Origin of the sequence: Polyangium jinanense, assembly GCF_028435265.1 — a bacterium.
Taxonomy (GTDB): domain Bacteria; phylum Myxococcota_A; class Polyangia; order Polyangiales; family Polyangiaceae; genus Polyangium; species Polyangium jinanense.
Window position 1 is genome coordinate 84,441 of record NZ_JAGTJK010000011.1, and the last position, 17,714, is coordinate 102,154.

The window sequence follows — 17,714 nt, forward strand, 5'->3', positions numbered from 1 at the left end:
GCTTGCCGCTGGGCGGGTGAACGGGCAAGGAACGACGAGGCGCATGTTCCAGTCGATCGAGATCGAACGGTTCCGTGGCTTTTCCCGCCTCACGCTGGAGGATCTCGGTCGCGTCAACCTCGTCGTTGGTGAGAACAACACGGGGAAGACGTCGCTGCTGGAGGCGATCACGCTGCTCGCGAATCCCATGCAGATGTTTGATCTGCATCGGTTGTATCGCATCGACCGCCACCAGGAGGCTGACGCACGGTTTTTCGATTGGGTGCCGCAGCATGGTGCTGGGGACGCTGCGGCCTGCCTTCGGGTGACGTCACCGAAATCCGAGCTGCGTGAGTTTACCATCGAGAGGGGCTTCCACTTCCAGCACAAGCTCGGTGAGGGTGAGCAAAGTGAGTTCTCATCCGACAAGCACCCGATCTTTGTACGCGGCAAGGGACCATTTCGACGTCTGCGTGCGCATGCGGTCTCCGTGCAGCACCGCGTGCCCGAAGCGCTGGTAGACGCCTTCGCGGCAGCAGTGCGAGCGCCCGAAGACGAGCGGCAGTTGGAGTCTCTGCTCGCCTCCGTCGATAAGCGCATCCGCTCGGTGCGGCTCGACGCTGCCTCTTCCAAGCCCTTCATCGCCGTCGACGTCGGCCTTCGTGAGCGCATCCCCCTCTCGCAGGCAGGGCAGGGCATCTACAGGCTCGTGGCGATCTTCTCGGAGCTGCTCGGCGGCAAGCCGGACATCTGCTTCATCGACGAGATCGAGAACGGCATCCACTACACCGCGCTCCCCACGGTCTGGAAGGGAATCGCCGAAGTCTCCGAGCGCCTCGGCATCCAGGTCTTCGCCACGACCCACTCCCGCGAGTGCCTCATCGCCGCGCACGAGTGTTTCGCTGCGCGAAACAGCTACGACTTCCGCGTGATCCAGCTCTATCGCATGGAAGGCGCGGCGGAAGGGCGCACCCTGGACCGCAAGCACATCGAAGCGGCCATCGCCGGGGACATCGAGCTTCGTTGAGACGGTGATGACAACCAAGAAACCGACGCTCGAAGCGTGCGATCGTGTCCTGATCGTCGAGGGCTACGGCGATCTCCTGTTCTACGCCGAGGCGCTCGAGGCGATCGGCAAGCTGGACGGCGTCTTCATCAAGGAGATGAACGGCAAGTCCGAGCTGACCACCAAGCTGGAGACGTTCCTGAGCCGGAAGCTCCTCGCCGCGAAGAAGTGCATTGGCGTGATCGTCGACGCGGACGCGGACCTTTCGGGTACGTGCCGTTCGCTTGAATCGGTGCTCACGAGGATCACGGGGCAGGCGGTCAGGCATGCCGACTGGACGCAGGGCACACCGAGCATCGGGCTCTTCGTCGTCTCCGGCGACGGTAACACCGGCGAGATCGAGTCCCTCGTCTGGCGAGCGTGGTCGAACGACCCCGAGAATGCTGGACCCAGGACGTGCGTCGAGACGTTCCTCGCCTGCATGGACGGCCAAGGTCATCGGGCAAAGAGCCCCGACAAGGGACGGATCAGCGCGCTCCTCTCGGTGCTCAGCGACGAGGACCCCCGGCTGGGCCCCGGCGCGAGGGATCGCGTCTTCGATTTCTCCCGTCCCGAGTTCCAGCCCCTCATCGACTTCCTCCGCCGCCTCTGAAGCGCTACACCCCGCCCGTGCGCGCTCTCTTCTTCGGCACCCCTGCCATCTCCGTCTTCGCGCTCGACGCGCTCCACGCGATCGCCGAGATCCCGCTCGTCGTTTGCCAGCCCGATCGACCTGCGGGTCGCGGCCTCGAACTCCGTGCGCCGCCGGTCAAGCAGCGCGCCCTCGAGCTCGGCCTGCGCGTCGAGCAACCGCTCAAGGTCAAAACACCGGAGTTCGCACGCCTCATCGCGGAGACGAACGCCGACGTCGCGCTCGTCATCGCGTACGGCCGCATCTTGCCCAAGGCCGTGCTCGAAGCGCCTCGCCGCGGCTGCATGAACCTGCACGCCTCGATCCTGCCCAAGTACCGCGGCGCGGCCCCGATCACGTGGGCGATCGTGAACGGCGAGCGCGAGACGGGCGTTTGCCTCATGCAGATGGACGAGGGCATGGACACGGGCCCCGTCTTCTCCACGCACCGAATCCCGATCGGCGAGGACATGACCGCCGACGAGCTTTACGTCGAGCTCGGCGAGCTCGCGGCGCGTGTCGTGCGTGAAGATCTTTTCCGCGCGGTATCCGGAGACCTCGTTGCGCGGGAACAGGATCACGCGGCGGCGACGATGGCGCCGATGCTCGAAAAGGAGCACGGCCGCATCGATTGGTCGAAGCCCGCACGCGCGGTGCACGATCACGTCCGCGGCATGACCTCGTGGCCCGGCGCGTTCACGACGTGCGCAGGCAAAGGGCTGAAGGTGCTCGCAACGAAGGTGGCCACCGAGCAAGGTGTGCGCGGCACGCCCGGCGAGATCATCGCCGCGGACAAATGGGGCGCGGAGGTCGCATGCGGCGCGGGCACGATCACGCTCGTGCGCGGGCAACTCGAAGGACGGAAAGTTCTGTCCGCGCAGGAGCTCGTCGCCGGTCGCGCCCTCGCGAAGGGCATGACCCTCGGCGCCTAGCCAGCGCGCTTCTTCCGCTTCTTCTTCGCCGGCTTCGGCTTCGGCTCGCCTTCGTCTTTCGTTCCGTCGCCGCCGCTCGGCGCCTTCGTCGCATCCGAAAGCTTCCCGGGATCGGCGCAGCAGCGGAAGCCCGTCTCGTAGAACGTGAACGACGGCTCGTGCGCGTCGTTCGTCCCGCGGCAGCCCGTCCACGGCTTCGCCCAGAACCCGCCCATCAGCGCGCCGGGGAATTTGCGTCCGGGCCGCGTCGCGACCCACTCCTCGACGTTGCCCATCATGTCGTAGATGCCGAACGGCGAGACGCAGCTGAGGTACGAGCCGCTCGTCGCACCTTGCCAGAGCTTCTCGAGCTCCTTCTTTTCGTCCTCGCCTCCGGCCGCGAGCGCCCGCGCGTCGAACGGCCGCCACGGCTTGTCGCTGTTGCATTGCGTCCGGTTCACCTGCCAGCCGTACGCGAGCGGCCTCCGCTCGCCGCCTTCGCAGGCGAGCTCCCACTCCTGCTCGGTGCAGACGCGTTTTCCGCGCTCGCCGCACCAGCGCTCGGCCATCCGGAACGACTGCATGACGAGCGGACGCGCGCCGCGCCGGTTCGGCGCCTCGAACTGATCCATGCAGACGCGGACGTCCGTCCGGGTCCCTTCCTCCCCCGTCAGACCCTCGAAATAAGCGAAGCAATGCGTCGTCTTCGCGTCCTTGCGGGGGTCTGTGCAGAGGTGCTGGACCTCGTCGGCGTGTGTGCCCGTGACCAGGCGCATGTCGCTCGGGCACTCGGGGTTCGGGCCTGGATCGAGCGAAGGCGCTGCGGGGACGTGCAGCAGGAAGGCAGCGAGGGACAACGTCGCGAGGACCGGATCGAGCAAGCGGCGGACTCCCGGGCGCATGGTACCCGCCCCGGACGGGGGCGCTAGCCGTGGCGGGCTCTTCAAAGCTCGGAGAAGACCCTACGGGACCCCCGTGGCTCCCGAGAGCGGATGAAATCTCCCGCAGAGCCCTGGCATGGCGCGTGCGTCGTGTCTACGTTGACCGCCGCCTCCGACACCCCGCTCGGGCGCAGCTTGCTCCACGGGGCTCGGGAGGACATCAAACCGATTGACGCTATTCGTGAGCTGGCCTCTGTAGGGTCCAGCAATTGCCGCCGATGCCGGTCGGAGCTGCTCCCGTCCCGGGTAGCTTCGCAGAGGAGATCGTCTCATGTCGGAAAAGAAAAACCCGCCGAGTCAGCCGCGTTCCGAGGAGGAGGTGGTCTTCGGCGACGAGCTCCCGGTCCTCCCCATCCGCAACGCCGTGCTGTTTCCGGGAGCGGTCGCGCCGTTCGACGTGGGCCGTGAGAAGAGCGTCGCCCTCGTCGAAGACGTCGACAACCTTCCCGGGCCGGTGATCGCGATCTTCGCGCAGAGGGATCCGTCGACGGACGATCCCGCGGCGGAGGATCTTTACCCGGTCGGTTGTGCGGCCCGCGTCCTCAAGGCGCTCAAGCACAGCTCCGGCAACTACTCGCTCATCCTCCAAGGCCTGACGCGGATCCGTCTCGAAGGCGTGGTCACGATGTCGCCGTACATGAAGGCGAAGATCCGTCGCATCGACGAGCCCGCGACGGAAGACGTCGAGGCCGAAGCGCTCGCGATGAGCCTGCGCGACATCGCCAAGCAGGTCATCCAGCTGATGCCCGAGCTGCCGCGCGAGGCGGGCTCGCTGATCGATTCGATCCAGGCGCCCGGCGCGCTCGCGGATCTCGTGGCGGCGAACCTCGACGCGCCCGTCGAGGAGAAGGCGCAGCTCATCGAGACCGTGGACGTGAAGGAGCGCATCCGGAAGGTTCTGCGCCTGCTCACGCGCCAGCTCGAGATCCTCAAGATGCGCGAGCGCATCAACTCCCAGATCAAGGAGGAGATGGGCAAGAACCAGCGCGAGTACGTGCTCCGCCAGCAGCTCAAGGCGATCAAGGAGGAGCTCGGCGAGGACGACGGCGATCAGGGCGATCTCGACGGCCTCGAGGATCGCATCGCGAAGGCGAACCTGCCCACGGAGGCGGAGACCGTCGCGAAGAAGCAGCTCAAGCGCCTGCGCACGATGCAGGTGGGTTCGGCCGAGTACACCGTGGTCCGGACGTACCTCGACTGGATCCTCGACATCCCGTGGACGCAGTCGACGACGGACAATCTCGACATCTCGGCGGTGCGCAAGGTCCTCGACGAGGATCACTACGGTCTCGAGAAGGTGAAGAAGCGCATCCTCGAGTACCTCGCGGTGCGCAAGCTGAAGCAGGACAAGAAGGGACCGATCCTCTGCCTGCTCGGGCCTCCCGGCGTCGGCAAGACCTCGCTCGGGCGCTCCATCGCGCGCGCGCTCGGTCGGAAGTTCCACCGCGTCTCGCTCGGCGGCGTGCACGACGAGGCGGCGATCCGCGGCCACCGGCGCACCTACGTCGGCGCGCTGCCCGGCCAGATCATCCAGGGCATGAAGAAGGCGAGCACCGTGAACCCGGTCTTCATGATGGATGAGGTCGACAAGATCGGGCACGACTTCCGCGGCGACCCGTCCGCGGCGTTGCTCGAGGTGCTCGACCCGGAGCAGAACAACACGTTCGCCGATCACTACCTCGAGATCCCGTACGACCTGTCGCACGTGATGTTCGTGGCCACGGCGAACACGGCCGACCCGATCCCGCCTCCGCTCCGCGACCGCATGGAGATCCTCGAGATCCCCGGCTACACGCGGCGTGAGAAGCTCGCGATCGCGCGGCAGCACCTCCTGCCGAAGCAGCTCTCGGATCACGGCCTCACGCAGGAGCAGCTCGAGATCACCGATCGTGCGCTCGAAGAGATCATCGATCGGTACACGCGCGAGGCGGGCGTCCGTTCGCTCGAGCGCCAGATCGCGAGCGTCATCCGCGGCGTGGCGGTGAAGGTCGCCGAGGGCGAGACGCAGAAGCGTCGCGTCGACAACGAGGACGACCTGCACGAGTTCCTCGGCGCGCCGAAGTACACGAGCGAGGTCGCCGAGCGCACGGCGGACACGGGCGTGGCGACGGGCCTCGCGTGGACGAGCGTGGGCGGCGAGATCCTCTTCATCGAGGCGACGCGCATGTACGGCACCGGCAAGCTCCAGCTCACGGGGCAGCTCGGCGACGTCATGAAGGAGAGCGCGCAGGCAGCGCTGTCGTTCGTCCGGACGAATGCCTTGAAGTACGGCATCCCGAAGGACTTCCTCGACAAGAGCGATCTGCACATCCACATCCCCGCGGGCGCGATGCCGAAGGACGGACCGAGCGCGGGCGTGACGATGTTCACCGCTCTCGTCTCGCTCCTGACGGGCCTCAAGGTCCGGCACGACGTCGCGATGACGGGCGAGATCACGCTGCGTGGTCGCGTCCTGCCGATCGGCGGCCTCAAGGAGAAGGTGCTCGCGGCGCACCGCGCGGGGATCAAGCGCATCATCGTCCCCGAGCGGAACCGCGCGGACCTCGAGGAGGTGCCGAAGGAGGTCGTCGACGAGCTGCAGTTCTTCTTCGTGAGCCGCATGGAGCAGGTGCTCGAAGCGGCCCTCGAGTCGATGCCGCAGCCTGTGCCGGAGGGGACCGAAGAGGCCCGCGACGGCGAGAAGAAGGACGCCGAGAAGCAACCGACGGCCAGCAGCAACTGACGCAGGTTTGTCGGCAATGAACATCGGGGGCGGTGCTCGCGCATCGCCCCCGATGTCTTTTTGTGGCGCCGATCCCCATGCTCGCCCGACGTTCGCGGAGCGGGAGACCCGCGGCGGACAAAAATGTTAGTGTGGCGGGCGGATGAAGCCCTGTCCCAGCTGTCAGTGGATGCTCAAGGACACGGACTCGGTCTGCAACATGTGCGGAGCGTCCGTGGGGGGTGGAGCAGGCGCACCGGCGCCGCCTCCGATGGGTGGAGCGGGGGCCTATGCGCCTCCGGGGCCCCCAGGGATGGGCGGCGGCTACCCCGCGCCTCCACCGAAGATCAACCCGGGCGGGATGGCGCCTCCGCCGCCCGTCACGCCCGGAGCCTATCCGCCGCCGCCCATGGCCGGAGGCGGGATGCCGGCCGCGAGCGCGTTCTCGTCGGCCGACGTGGACGACAGTCCCATGCGCTCGCCCTGGGCGCGCGAGGCGCCGAAGCCCGCGCCGCAACAGCCGATGGGCGCGCCGCCCGGGATGCCCGCGGCCCCGGGCTTCGGAGCGCCGCCCGCACCCGGCGGGATGCCGTTTGGCCAAGCGCCGCTCGGCGCGCCGCCGATGGGTGCGCCGCAGATGCCCGGCGCGCCTTCGTTCGGACAACCTCCGCCGATGGCGCAGCCGATGGCGCAGCCGATGGGGCAACCGATGGGGCAGCCGATGGGCCAGCCCGCGCCGACGTTCGGCAATCCAGGCATGTCCGCGCCGCCGATGGCAGTGCCGCAGATGGCGCCGCAGATGGCGCCGCAGATGGCGCCGCAGATGGCGCCGCAGATGGCGCCGCAGATGGCCGTGCCGCCGATGGTCCCGCAAGGCGGGATGGGCGCGATGCCCGCCGCGCCGCCGCGCCTGACGGGGCCGGGTCAGCTCGGCGGGGTCGCGCCGCCGCCGATGGTGGCGCCGCCGCCGATGATGTCGCCGGGCGGTCTGGGAGGCGGGCTCGGGCAGCCGCCGATGGTCGCGCCGCAGATGGTTTCGCCGGGCTCGTTGTCAGGGCCCGCGGCCGCGCCGCCGGGGGCGGTGACGCCGTCGGGGCAACGCGTGCTCGTCGGCTTCCTCGTGACGTTCCAGAACGATCCGGGCGGCAGCTTCTGGCCGATCCACAGCGGCCGCACGCAGCTCGGTCGGAGCGGCGGGGACAGCGGCGTGGACATCGCGGTCTCGGACGGCAGCACGTCGTCGCGCCACGCGACGATCCACGCGGATCCCGCGACGGGTCAGGCGTTCGTCGAGGACGACAACTCGCGCAACGGGACGTTCCTGAACGAGCAGAAGCTCGTGCCCGGCGATCGCCGCCAGCTCCGCGACAACGATCGGCTGCGCCTCGGCAGCACGACGTTCGTGGTCAAACTGCTCGTGTCCTAGAGAATTTTCCGGCGCGCGTGGGAGCAGGTTTCGCCCCCACGCGCGCCCTGCGTGTCTCAGGGCATGCCGCCCGCGCCGCCGGCACCACCGGCACCACCGGCGCCACCTCCGCCCGCGTCAGGCATCGAGCACGCACCGGCGTCGACGTCAGCGCGGCACTTCTTCACGCCGTCCGCATCCAGCACGCAAGCAGAGCCGGAGCCGCAATCGTCGTGGATGATGCAGGTCTTGCACTCACCGCAGGCGTTGTTGCAGACGACGCCGCAGTCCACGTCGCCCTCGTCGGCGTCATGTTTTCCATTGCCGCAGTTCGGGTTCGGCCTGCACTTCAGGATCCCATCCAACTCGTCCTTCGCGCACGTGCGGGAAGCACAATCGGCGTTGATCGCGCACAACTTGCCCTCCGCGCAGCCCTTGCCGCAGATCGCGCCGCAGTCCACGTCGGTCTCGTCCGGGTCCTTCTGCGCGTTGGCGCACGTGGAAGACGCGCCCGGGACGCTGCACTCGAAGTACTCGACGACCACCGGCGGCTCGCCGCTCAGCGGATATTTCTCGTCGGTGGGCATGGGGATCATCGAAGGCGGGTAAACGACGCGGAACCGCACAAAGCCGTTCACGCCCACCGCGCCTGCGCTGGACAAGAGCTCCGCCCTCGGCATGAGCTGGTCGTAGTCCTGCTCGATCTGCTGGTCGCCGTCGCACTTGGCGAGCTGCAGGCGGTTGAAGCGATGCGTCTCGCCGTTCGGGCATTTCGTGTCGATGAGCTCGCGCTCCGTGATCGACGTGACGGAGAACGTGCCACCGCACGTCTGTGTCTCGCTGGAGCAATCCACGGCGCCGGCGTCACCCGTGCCGCCGTCCGGGATGGGCGGATTCGATTCGACGGAGATCGCGAACGCCCCGTCGTTGCCGACCGCGCCGGCGCCGCACAACGTCGCGTCGGCGTTGATGATGGCGAACGAGGCGGTCTTGACGGGGAACTCCGCGATGTCGAGCGGCGGATCGAAGACGACCCTTCCGCCCGCCGCGCTGTCGAACACGCAGAGGTCGAGTTTGTCGCGCTTGAGGAACGTTCCGTGGCGCGGCGAAGGCTGGGCCGGATCGTTCGGCGGCGTATCGGCGTTGGCGACCACGCCACACCGGTCCGTCACCTCCTGGGCGAACTTGCGGTAGCAGTTGTTGGTATCGCCGAGCCAGCCGCAGAGATCCTCGAGGTTGTCGGGGGGGCTGCAGGCGGCGAGGTACGCGCCGATGGCGGTCGGGATGGCGGTGAGAGCAAAGGCGAGCCGGAAGCGCATGGATCGAGTTTACGTGAACGACACGCATCCGGACTACATCCGCGCGCGTCCTTCCCGTCTCGCGCGCCCACCGTGGGGGAGGGCGCTCCGCTCAGAGCTCGGTGTACGGACCCGGGACGCCATACACGTCGTCGGTGCCCGTGTACGCGAACATGCCCCAGCAAACGAGCTTGTGCTTGAGCGCGAAGGCGACCGATTCGGAGAGGCTCGTCTTCGGCGCCAGGACCGCGAGGTTCGACCGGCGCAGCCCCCACCAGCCCGGGCCGTGATCGAGCAGCGATTCCTGCAGATCCCGCGTGGCCGCGAAGTGGTCGTCGAGGACCGCGAGGCGAAGGCGCACGAACTGCTGCGGCTCCCCCTCCTTCTTCTCGCCCGTGGGGAAGTCGAACCAGTAGAGGTTGTCACGCGCCTTCTTGGGCTCGATCTTGAGCCCCTGGGTCTCCAGGAAACGCGCAAAGTCCTCCGGCCCGAGCCGCTGCGTGACCGGGTGGGTGTCGAGCCCCTTGCAGACGTCGTCCTTGATGACGAAGCCGTTCAGCGAAATGCTGGGGTCCGCCTCGCCCTCCGGCGACGTCAGATGCTCATCCGGCGAGGGCAAATCGCTCGGATAGTCGATGCCAGCCTCGAGCCCGACGCAGCCAAAGCCGCCGAGCGCGAGGGCGAGGGATAGAAGGACACTACGTTCTGCGAGATACGTCACGGTGCACTCCCCAGGCGCCGCGCGAGCGACACCGGATCCTGGCATCATCTTGTCCGAAGCCGGCCCGATCATTCAACGGTCTCGGCGAGAAGGCCAAACTCATGAGCGATCATTTGGCCCCGCGACCAGGGTATCCTAAGTTAACCGTGATGAGGCCCGTCGACCTCTCTGCCCCCAAGCTCCGTTCTCTTCGCCGTCTGGCCGTCGTGCTGGGCGCGTTGACCCTGCCCATCGTCTCGCTCGGCTGCGGTGGCTCGCCCACGGCGCCCCAGCGCGACGACGTGTTCTACCTGCACGGCAGCGGGGTCATCGACAAGAACCAGAGCTACGAAGTCTACTTCCCGAAGCTCAACGCCGACGAAAACGAGCGCCTGCCGCGCCGTGTCGGCGTGGGGGTGCTCGACGGCGACGTGCGCTTCGCGCGCCCGATCGACTGGTACGTGCGCGACGCCGACTACGCGCCCGGTCAGCGCTTCATCTCGTATCAGTCGCCGCGCCAGTTCCTCTTCTCGATCTACGAGCGGATCGATCATCCCGAGGACACGTGGCCCGACGTGATGAAGCGCTACGAGCGCGACTGCGAGGACCAAGGCGCGCAGATCCTCGCGGGCCGGATGCCCGTGGCGACGGCGAACGCGCAAGCACGAAGCTACATCGTGAAGACGCGTGTGCCCGCGAAGCCAGCGTATCACTCGTACGCGCACGAAGTTTTGATCCGCAGCGGCAATCGCCTCCTGCTCGTGCAGGTCGTTCACGGCGAGAACATCGAGTCGGTCGCCGACGAGATGGCGACGGCGCTGCGAAGCATGCTCGTCTACTGACAAACTCCCACGCCCCCCCCGCCGCGCCGGGGCGCTGCCCCGGGCCCCGCGGGGGCTATCCGCCCCTCGACCCGGACCAGGGCAAGCCCTGGACTCGTGATGGAAGAACTGCGCTCCGCGCAGTTCTTCCAACGGGCCGGTTGAACCGCGTTGCCAGTCGAAAGGGCAGCGCGGCTGTCTTGGCTGGCAGGGTCGCCTTCGGTCTTGCCCTGGCCTGTTCGATGAACTGCGCATCGCGCAGTTCATCGACCCCGGGTCCAGCCCCTGGCTGGTCCGGGTCCAGGGGCGGACAGCCCCTGGTGGGGCCTGGGGCAACGCCCCAGCGCGGCGGGCTAGTACGGAAGCGGCGGCGGGTCGAGACGTTCTTCCTCTTCGTCGTCTCCCTGGCCGGTCTTCTGGGGTTTGTCGTTCAGCGGTACTTCGATCACGAAGTTTTGCCCGACGGGGCCGCCGAGCCACGTCGTTCGCGCCAGTGTCGACGCGCGCGGCGATGCGAGCTGGAAGCGCGGCGCGTCCTCCGTTGCCACGTGCAGCTCCAGCATCGCGTCACACGCGCCGCGCGTCAGCGTGTCGACTGCGGCCTTGAGGACCGATCGGTTCGAGCCGCCCGGCAAAAACGAGATGTACTCGTCGTACTTCAGCGGCCCGAGCTTGATCTTGAACCGGCCTGTCCCGTCGTAGACCCATCGGCCGATCGTCAGGCTCTCGCCGAGCTGATGGTTCGCCACGCCCATCTTGTTGCGCAGCGGCTTCTCCAGCAGCGTCCAGTGCCCGACGAACTGCTCGATGTCTACGCCCATGCTGCCGAAGATGTCCTTCAGCACCACCTCGAGCCCACGCGCGCTCCTCGACTTCGTCGCGAGCAGCGGCGCGTAGCGCAGGTACAGGAACCGGTGCAGCGGGCTCTTGTGCTCGCGGAATCCATCGACGCCCGCCGCGCAGAGCAGGCGCCGCGTGAACGGATCGTCGCCCTTCTTCCGGTAGCCGACCGAGTGCCGGTACTTCGTGAACGCCCGGTAAAACAGCGACAGCAGGCGATGGTTGAAGACGTCGAGGAACTCGCGCTTCGGCTGCGGACCGCCCTGGTAGTCCTCCTGCGCGAGATCTTCGACGTAGTACGTCGGCAGCGGCGAGACCGAGCCGTAGAGCCCGAGGAAGCCCGCTGTGATGCGTGCGCGCTCGACCTCGTCCGGGTACTTCGTCGACTTCAGCTCGCTGACGTCGGTCGACGCGAAGATCAGGCTCGTGTCCCCGCGCAGGCGGATGCGCTCCGTCGCGACGGGCCCGAGCTGGCCCACGGGTGCGCTGCCCGGGAAGAGGCGTTCGAGGATGTAGACGAGCCGAAAGAACGAGTAGCGACGCGCGCTGTGCTCGAGCTCGGCCATCTTGGCCGCGATCATGGCCTTCGCCTGCCGCTCCGGATCGGGCGACGGCGCGAATGCCGCGTCGGGTTTGCCCCCGCCGCTCAGATCAGGTTCAGGCTGCCGCTCTTCGGCTCCCATCGATAAACCACGCGCGTATTGGTGCCGGTGACGCTCAGCTGCGTGAAGGAGTTGAGCGAGACGTACGCCGCGAGCATCTCGTTCAGGATGCTCGCGAAGAGATACATCTCGCCTTCACCCGCGAAGCCCCCTTCGTCGAGCTCGACTTCCGTCGCCACGCCGCGCACGGGTGCGCCGCGGTAGAGCCGATCCGTGGGGCGGACGCGGATCGACTTGATCGCCTGCATGCGGAGCTGGTTCGCCCGCGCCGCCTGACGATCGACGAGCGCGGGGAAGTTGTAGATCTCGAGGACGGATCGGAGCACGTCGAGCTCCGTGATCGAGCGATAACTCATCGCCATGTGCGAGAGCACGCGCCACTGAAGCTCGCGGCCCATCGGCGGAGGCAAGGGCGCGGTCACGCCCGTGACGTTCGTGAAGCTCGCGACCGCCGGCGATGTCGCTGTCGGCACGCGCAGATCGCCGACCTTGAGCTGCGCCGGCAAGCGCCGGTTCGTGCACGTCGCCTCGATGCTGATGACGTCGAACTCCGGGATCGCCGCGCCGTCCTGCGCCGAGCCGAACGAGACGTAGATGTCCACGCCGTCGCCGATCGCCGCGGGCTTGATGTGCGTCTGGTAAAAGACGCCGCGCGACGACGCCTCCGGATCGAGCTCGTGCTCGAACGAGAAAAACGGCGGGATCTTCACGCGCTGGCTCGTGCGCCGCGCGATGCCGATCACGTTCTCGATGCTGTAGAGCTCGTACGCGACCGGCGTCGAACCCGCGGGGCGCGCGAGGTACTCGTACTTGCTCGGATCAGGCTTGATCGGATCACTCGAGTGCTCGAAGAGGTTCACGACCGGCGAACAGAAGAGCCGGAAGTTCTCCTTCGACAGACGCGTCCCCGCGGGCAGACCGTCCTTGAACTGGATCAGGATCGCGAACCTGTCCGAGAGTTTGTCCGCGGGCATCGCTTCGAGCCCCTGGATCTCGAAGAACGCGAACTTCTGCGGGAGCGTGAAGTACTCCTGGAGCAGCCGGAACCCCGCGTAGACCGTGGGCGGGTAAGGGATCAGCGCCTCGTCCTCGTCGAACCCGACGAGTTTTACGTTGCGCGCAGGCAAGGTCGCGAGCGTCGTGTCGCGGCCGGCGGCGTCGACCGAGCAGAGCGCGACGGAGTCGACGTGCGCGCCGAGCCAGACGCGCACGTCGTCCTGGAGCCTGCGCTCGCCGTGGATGTAGAAGCGGATCCGCGAGAGCGCGAGCGCCGCGAGCGCCGCGCCGCCCGTCACCTTCACCTCGATCCGCAAGGACTGCGCGAGCTGCGCGCCCGTCTCGACGCGCACGTCCTCCACCGTGAGGGGCAAAAGCTCCACGTCCTGCGTCGTGCGGAATCGACACGAAACACCGTCGACGGGCACCGAGCCGACCTCGGCGTGCCGCGCGACGATGAGTTTTTCGCGCACCACGTTCGGCAGCGGCGTGAACTCCACGATCGACGTCGCCGGGATCTGCCTGAGGTAGTGCGGGAAGAGCAGCGACGCGACCGAGTGGATGACTTCGGGCAGCTCGTCGTCGAGCTTCTGCCGGATCTTCCCTGTCAGGAACGCGACGCCTTCGAGCAATCGCTCGACGTCCGGATCTGCCCCGCGCTCGGCGAGCATCGGCGCGATCGCGGGGTACGCCTGCGCGAACTCGCGCCCGAGCTCGCGCAGGTAGGATAGCTCGTCCTGGTAGTACTTGTTGAACATGGGGCCCGACGCCGAACAGTCGACCGTTCCGGAGAGACAGTGTCAACGATCGTGAAGAGGTTCGCGCCTCCGCGAACCGATCAGCCGACCTTGACGTTGCCGCTCTGATCCACCGAGGTGCTGAAACGGAGCCCCGTACGCCGTCCGTCCGGGTAGTGAAGCTGCCCCGTGATCTCGAACTCGAGGTACATGGTCCCCATGACCTCGTTCTTGATGTGCCGCACCTGCACGTTCTTCAGCCGCGGTTCGTACTGCTGAATGCTGTTCTTGATGGCGCGCTGCACGATGCCGACCGCGTCGGGGAAGTCGTGCAGCATCTCCGACACCTCGATCAGCCCATAATCCGGGCAGGTCAGCGAGCTACCCTGCCGCGTGTTCAGCATCCGCGAGAGGTGCGTGATCACCGCCTGCTCGAGATCCTGATCCTTCCACGTGTGCCTCTCCAGCGAGTGCGGGTTGGCGGCGTGGGCGATGCGCGTGAGCAGCGAGGCTGCCATGCTGACCATTCTACCCGTCGCCCCGCTCGACCAGAAGCCCCGAATCCCCGCGCCGCGCTTCCCCCTCGAAACGGCTCGCCGGCATTGTATCAAAGGTCACCTGCCTTCGCGGTGGGGGAGCGTTGTCGGGGTTCGGGCCGTGGATCGTGCGCGGGGAGGCCACAGGGAATTTTCGTGGCAGGCGCCTTGCGTGATACGAAATGAGGCGTGAAGCCGTCTCTTCAAGACCGCCGGAACCAAGCGAAAACGGCGCGCCGCGGGAGCCTCGCCGCGCTGGCGCTGGGGATCGCCTCCACGATGGGCTGCGGCGCTGCGCCCGAGCAGCCGCACCTCGAGGCCAAGACGCGCGAGCAGACGCCGATCGCGGTGTGCACGCAGAAGCTCTCACCGCTGCGCGGGGGTCGCGGCAAGGCCGTGGTGCGCACGCTCGAGGCCGATCAGTGGGCCGAGATCGCGTTCCCCGGGTTCAACGCGGAGAAGGGGTTGAACCCGACCGACGTCGACTGCACCGGCCACTACGCCTTCGCGAACGAGTCGCTCCGCGGCGGCATCTCGGAGAAGGGCTGGCCGCGCAAGCTCGACGTCGAGGAGGTCGACGTCCGCTCCGGCCCGAACGGCCTGCGCACGCTCTGGTTCCGCGTGCTCAAGTTCGAGAACGGCGACGAAGGCGGCCCGATCATCCTCGCCCGCGCGGTCGACGATCGCGCCGAGATCTACGCGATCGGTAGCTTCCGCGGTCCCGCGAAATCGCAGATCACGCCGGTTCGTCTCGGCGACGACAACCTCGTCGTGGCGGAAGCGAAGCGTTGTCCCGATCCGGATGACTGCCGCAAACAGGCGCACATGTTCCTCGCGCGCCGCGGGCGTTTGATCGAGGCGGCGAAGGTCGACATCGAGCGCGTGCAGGTGCTCCCGTCGGTCACCGAGCGCGGGCTTTATGCGCGGTACCAGCTTCGAACGGACGTCAGCTACAAGCCGAACGGGATCCAGCTCCTCGAGCAGGTGAAGGTGAGCATCATCCACTACGAGGATCCGAACCGGGACAGCGACCGCGCGCTGCGCAAGGTCGAGTTCTCGCGTTTCCTCAAGGTGGAGCGCGACGCCCTGTTCTCCTCGAACGACCCGCTCTGGGAGCGCGTCGTCGGTCAGGATTGATCAAGAGGGTGCGGCCTCGATGGGCCGCACCCTACGTCCCTCACTCCGTTTCACTTCATTCGGGACTACCCGGCGTAGGTGCCGCTGGTTCGCTGGGTAGGGTAGCGGCAAAGCCGGGACGTTGGTGCTCCGAAGGTTGGAGCACCAACGTCATGCTGCTTCACCAGCAGAAGATCGCGTTGCCGTAGCCGCAGGAGGGGCGCTGGAGGAGCGCGTAGGCTCCGCCGACGAGCAGGCCGGTGAAGAAGCCCGCGAAGGTGCCGGCGATGATCTGGTTCGAGGTCTCGTAGGGGAGGGTCTGCGTGCCGAACTCGTCGACCGCGGGCGACTCCACGCCGCGGCCGACCGACGTCAAGATCGAGGCCACGAGCGGGACGCCGATGTTCCCGATGAACGAGCCCGCGTTGAAGCGGCCCTTCGAGTACTTGATCGTGTCGACGAGGAAGATGCCCGTGCCGACGCCCGTCGCGCCCCACGACGCGAAGGCGTGTGTCGAGGGCCCGCCGAACGTCTCGCAGCCCGAGTCCGTGTTCGCGACGAGCGTCTGATCCACGGAGCAGCCGGGGCGCGGATATTGGAGCGCGTTCCGGATGGGGCCATCGACGAGGAACGTCGCGGCGGCCATGGTCATCGCGGGGGCGAACATCGAGAAGTGCCAGCGGCCCTTCCAGCCGACCGTCGCTTCCGGGTCGCTGTAGTACACGCGCGGCATGAGAAAGACCGTGCCGGCGCCGACGCCGAGCATGGCGTGGCTCACCGTGCCCCACGTCTCGTCGCGCGGGGCGATGGCCGGGACGCCGGTGGTCTGGGCAGATGCCTCCGTGGAGTAGGCGAAGGAGGCTGAGACGAGGCCCAACGTGGCCAGAACGATCTCCCTGATACGCATTCGGATGAGCCTTCCGTATCCGCGCCCCGCGATGCGGGCGCGGCTCATCGTTTGATCTGGTTCGGCGAGAGAGTGAAGCGGCCGCGGTTCTTCGCGCCCGCATCGCCGGTGGCTTTCTCGTCATCCCCGGCCGTCGCAGCGTACGCGCGAGAGAACTGCGGGCCAAAAATAATCAGGAAGGTCTCTTTCTGTTCTCCAGCGTAGTCGCCGTGTACGACCTCGTAGAGCTTCCAGAGAGCTTCGAATTTGTTCGAGAATAGGCCGCCCCTCTTGCCGCGACGCTCGAGCTCCTCCTCGATCGTCTTCGGCGACAGCTTCGTGAGCAGCGTGCGCACGCCTTCCATCACGCCGTTGATGAGCGCGACCTGGTGGCTCATCACGTCGACGAAGATGTCCTGGAGCTGCCGCGGCGCGTCCGGTCCGCCTTGCGGTCCGAGCAGCGCGTTGCCGAGCTCCTTCTCGTCCTTCGCGGAGGCCACGCGATCGTTCTCGTCCGGCGTCACCTCGCGCGCGAGCATCTCGGCCTCGAACTCCTGGTAGCCGTTCCGCAGGCTCACGAAGCACTTGAGGAAGACTTCCATCGCGTCGCGCAGCTTGCGGCCGAACGTCAGCACGCTCTCGACGTCCTCGATCGGCTTCGAGCCAGGCGCGAGCGTGCGCGAGAGCTCGATCATCGCGGCGTGCGCGGCCTGCGCCGGGCTCGGCTCGCCGAGCATGCGCGGATCGACGCCGTAGTACTGCGAGAGCTTCTGGAAATCCTGCTCGGCCGTGAGGGTCGGCTGCTCCATCGCGACGCGCTTCAAGTAGTTCTGCCGCACCTCGGGCGTAAGGCGCGGCAGGTGGTCGTAGATCACGCGGTACACGCCGCCCCAGGCCGCGCGGTAGGCCTCCACGTACGGCTGGAGCTGCCGCACGTAGGCGTCCTCGGCGCCGGGCGTGATCGGCTTCTGCTGCTGCCTCCACGACGCGGCGGCGTTGCCGGATTGCTCCTGGGCGAAGTCGAGGACCGTCCCGTCTTTCGGGGCCTCGCGTTTCTTCGGCGCCGCATCGATGAGCTGCATCCGCATCACGATCGGGCCGATGGTCAGCTCCGGCGTGCTCGTGACGTCGGTCGGCGTGTCACGCGTGAGGCGCCGGCCTGCGAACACGGTTCCGTTCGTCGAGCCGAGATCCTTGACGATGATCTGCCGGTCGCGGACGTCGATGGCCAGGTGGAACTGCGAGACGTACGGCCGATCGATGTGCAGGTCGTTGAGCTGGTTTCTGCCGATGCGGATGGGGAAGCGCTCGAATGTGACGTCGAAGCTTTGATTGGCCTGGGTATCGATGACCCGGGCCACGAGCGCCAGCGGCATGGGTGCGAGACTAGCAGACAGTGTGCCGGGACCAGAAGTAGCGGGCGACGATCCCGCGAACCTCCTCCGATCCCGCCAGGTTCGCCGCGGCGCGGCGCGTCGTCCGATCGGCAGGCCTTCGGGTGGGCCGGCC

General features: G+C 67.4%; 15 protein-coding genes. 7 read left to right on the plus strand and 8 right to left on the minus strand.

Going from position 1 to position 17,714, the window contains the following annotated elements; all coding sequences use genetic code 11:
* The first annotated feature begins 43 nt into the window (after positions 1-43).
* The 3 genes from KEG38_RS21865 to fmt are packed head-to-tail and all read left to right on the plus strand — an operon-like array spanning position 44 to position 2,587.
* Positions 44-1,006 (plus strand): AAA family ATPase, encoded by a 963-nt coding sequence (locus tag KEG38_RS21865; RefSeq protein WP_272421616.1) that lies wholly within the window; start codon positions 44-46, stop codon positions 1,004-1,006.
* 7 nt (positions 1,007-1,013) lie between these two features.
* Positions 1,014-1,637 (plus strand): DUF3226 domain-containing protein, encoded by a 624-nt coding sequence (locus KEG38_RS21870; RefSeq protein WP_272421617.1) that lies wholly within the window; start codon positions 1,014-1,016, stop codon positions 1,635-1,637.
* A gap of 17 nt (positions 1,638-1,654) precedes the next feature.
* Positions 1,655-2,587, plus strand: a complete 933-nt coding sequence (gene fmt, locus KEG38_RS21875; protein WP_272421618.1) for a methionyl-tRNA formyltransferase — start codon at positions 1,655-1,657, stop codon at positions 2,585-2,587.
* Here fmt and KEG38_RS21880 read toward each other — a convergent pair.
* Entirely contained in the window at positions 2,584-3,468 is an 885-nt protein-coding gene (locus KEG38_RS21880; RefSeq protein WP_272421619.1) for a formylglycine-generating enzyme family protein, read from the minus strand. The two genes, fmt and KEG38_RS21880, sit on opposite strands and share 4 nt — an antisense overlap.
* 310 nt (positions 3,469-3,778) lie before the next feature.
* Between KEG38_RS21880 and lon the strand changes: the two genes are divergently transcribed.
* Together lon and KEG38_RS21890 are read left to right on the plus strand one after the other, a co-directional pair.
* Complete coding sequence (lon, locus tag KEG38_RS21885) at positions 3,779-6,229, plus strand: endopeptidase La (protein ID WP_272421620.1); 2,451 nt, start codon at positions 3,779-3,781, stop codon at positions 6,227-6,229.
* A 142-nt stretch (positions 6,230-6,371) separates the two neighbouring features.
* Positions 6,372-7,634, plus strand: coding sequence for an FHA domain-containing protein (locus KEG38_RS21890; RefSeq protein WP_272421621.1), 1,263 nt, complete (start codon positions 6,372-6,374; stop codon positions 7,632-7,634).
* A 56-nt stretch (positions 7,635-7,690) separates the two neighbouring features.
* Here KEG38_RS21890 and KEG38_RS21895 read toward each other — a convergent pair whose 3' ends face one another.
* Together KEG38_RS21895 and KEG38_RS21900 are read right to left on the minus strand one after the other, a co-directional pair.
* On the minus strand, positions 7,691-8,932 hold the full coding sequence (locus KEG38_RS21895; RefSeq protein WP_272421622.1) for a hypothetical protein: 1,242 nt from the start codon (positions 8,930-8,932) through the stop codon (positions 7,691-7,693).
* A gap of 91 nt (positions 8,933-9,023) precedes the next feature.
* Complete coding sequence (locus tag KEG38_RS21900; RefSeq protein WP_272421623.1) at positions 9,024-9,632, minus strand: hypothetical protein; 609 nt, start codon at positions 9,630-9,632, stop codon at positions 9,024-9,026.
* A 149-nt stretch (positions 9,633-9,781) separates the two neighbouring features.
* Here KEG38_RS21900 and KEG38_RS21905 point away from each other — a divergent pair, with 149 nt between their 5' ends.
* Entirely contained in the window at positions 9,782-10,453 is a 672-nt protein-coding gene (locus KEG38_RS21905; protein ID WP_272421624.1) for a hypothetical protein, read from the plus strand.
* A gap of 332 nt (positions 10,454-10,785) precedes the next feature.
* Here the strand turns inward: KEG38_RS21905 and tssG are convergent, their stop codons facing one another.
* The 3 genes from tssG to tssE all read right to left on the minus strand — a co-directional run bounded on the left by tssG (position 10,786) and on the right by tssE (position 14,185).
* Positions 10,786-11,955 (minus strand): type VI secretion system baseplate subunit TssG, encoded by a 1,170-nt coding sequence (gene tssG, locus KEG38_RS21910; protein ID WP_272421626.1) that lies wholly within the window; start codon positions 11,953-11,955, stop codon positions 10,786-10,788.
* Positions 11,919-13,688, minus strand: a complete 1,770-nt coding sequence (gene tssF, locus KEG38_RS21915) for a type VI secretion system baseplate subunit TssF (RefSeq protein WP_272421627.1) — start codon at positions 13,686-13,688, stop codon at positions 11,919-11,921. The genes tssG and tssF overlap by 37 nt, the downstream gene beginning before the upstream one ends.
* Positions 13,689-13,768: 80 nt before the next feature.
* Positions 13,769-14,185 (minus strand): type VI secretion system baseplate subunit TssE, encoded by a 417-nt coding sequence (gene tssE / locus KEG38_RS21920; protein WP_272421628.1) that lies wholly within the window; start codon positions 14,183-14,185, stop codon positions 13,769-13,771.
* A 207-nt stretch (positions 14,186-14,392) separates the two neighbouring features.
* On the opposite strand from tssE, the gene KEG38_RS21925 reads away from it, so the two are divergent.
* Positions 14,393-15,340, plus strand: a complete 948-nt coding sequence (locus KEG38_RS21925) for a hypothetical protein (RefSeq protein WP_272421630.1) — start codon at positions 14,393-14,395, stop codon at positions 15,338-15,340.
* 160 nt (positions 15,341-15,500) lie between these two features.
* Here KEG38_RS21925 and KEG38_RS21930 read toward each other — a convergent pair whose 3' ends face one another.
* Entirely contained in the window at positions 15,501-16,226 is a 726-nt protein-coding gene (locus KEG38_RS21930) for a hypothetical protein (RefSeq protein WP_272421631.1), read from the minus strand.
* 44 nt (positions 16,227-16,270) lie between these two features.
* On the minus strand, positions 16,271-17,581 hold the full coding sequence (locus tag KEG38_RS21935) for a type VI secretion system-associated FHA domain protein (RefSeq protein WP_272421632.1): 1,311 nt from the start codon (positions 17,579-17,581) through the stop codon (positions 16,271-16,273).
* Between the last annotated feature and the right edge of the window lie 133 nt (positions 17,582-17,714).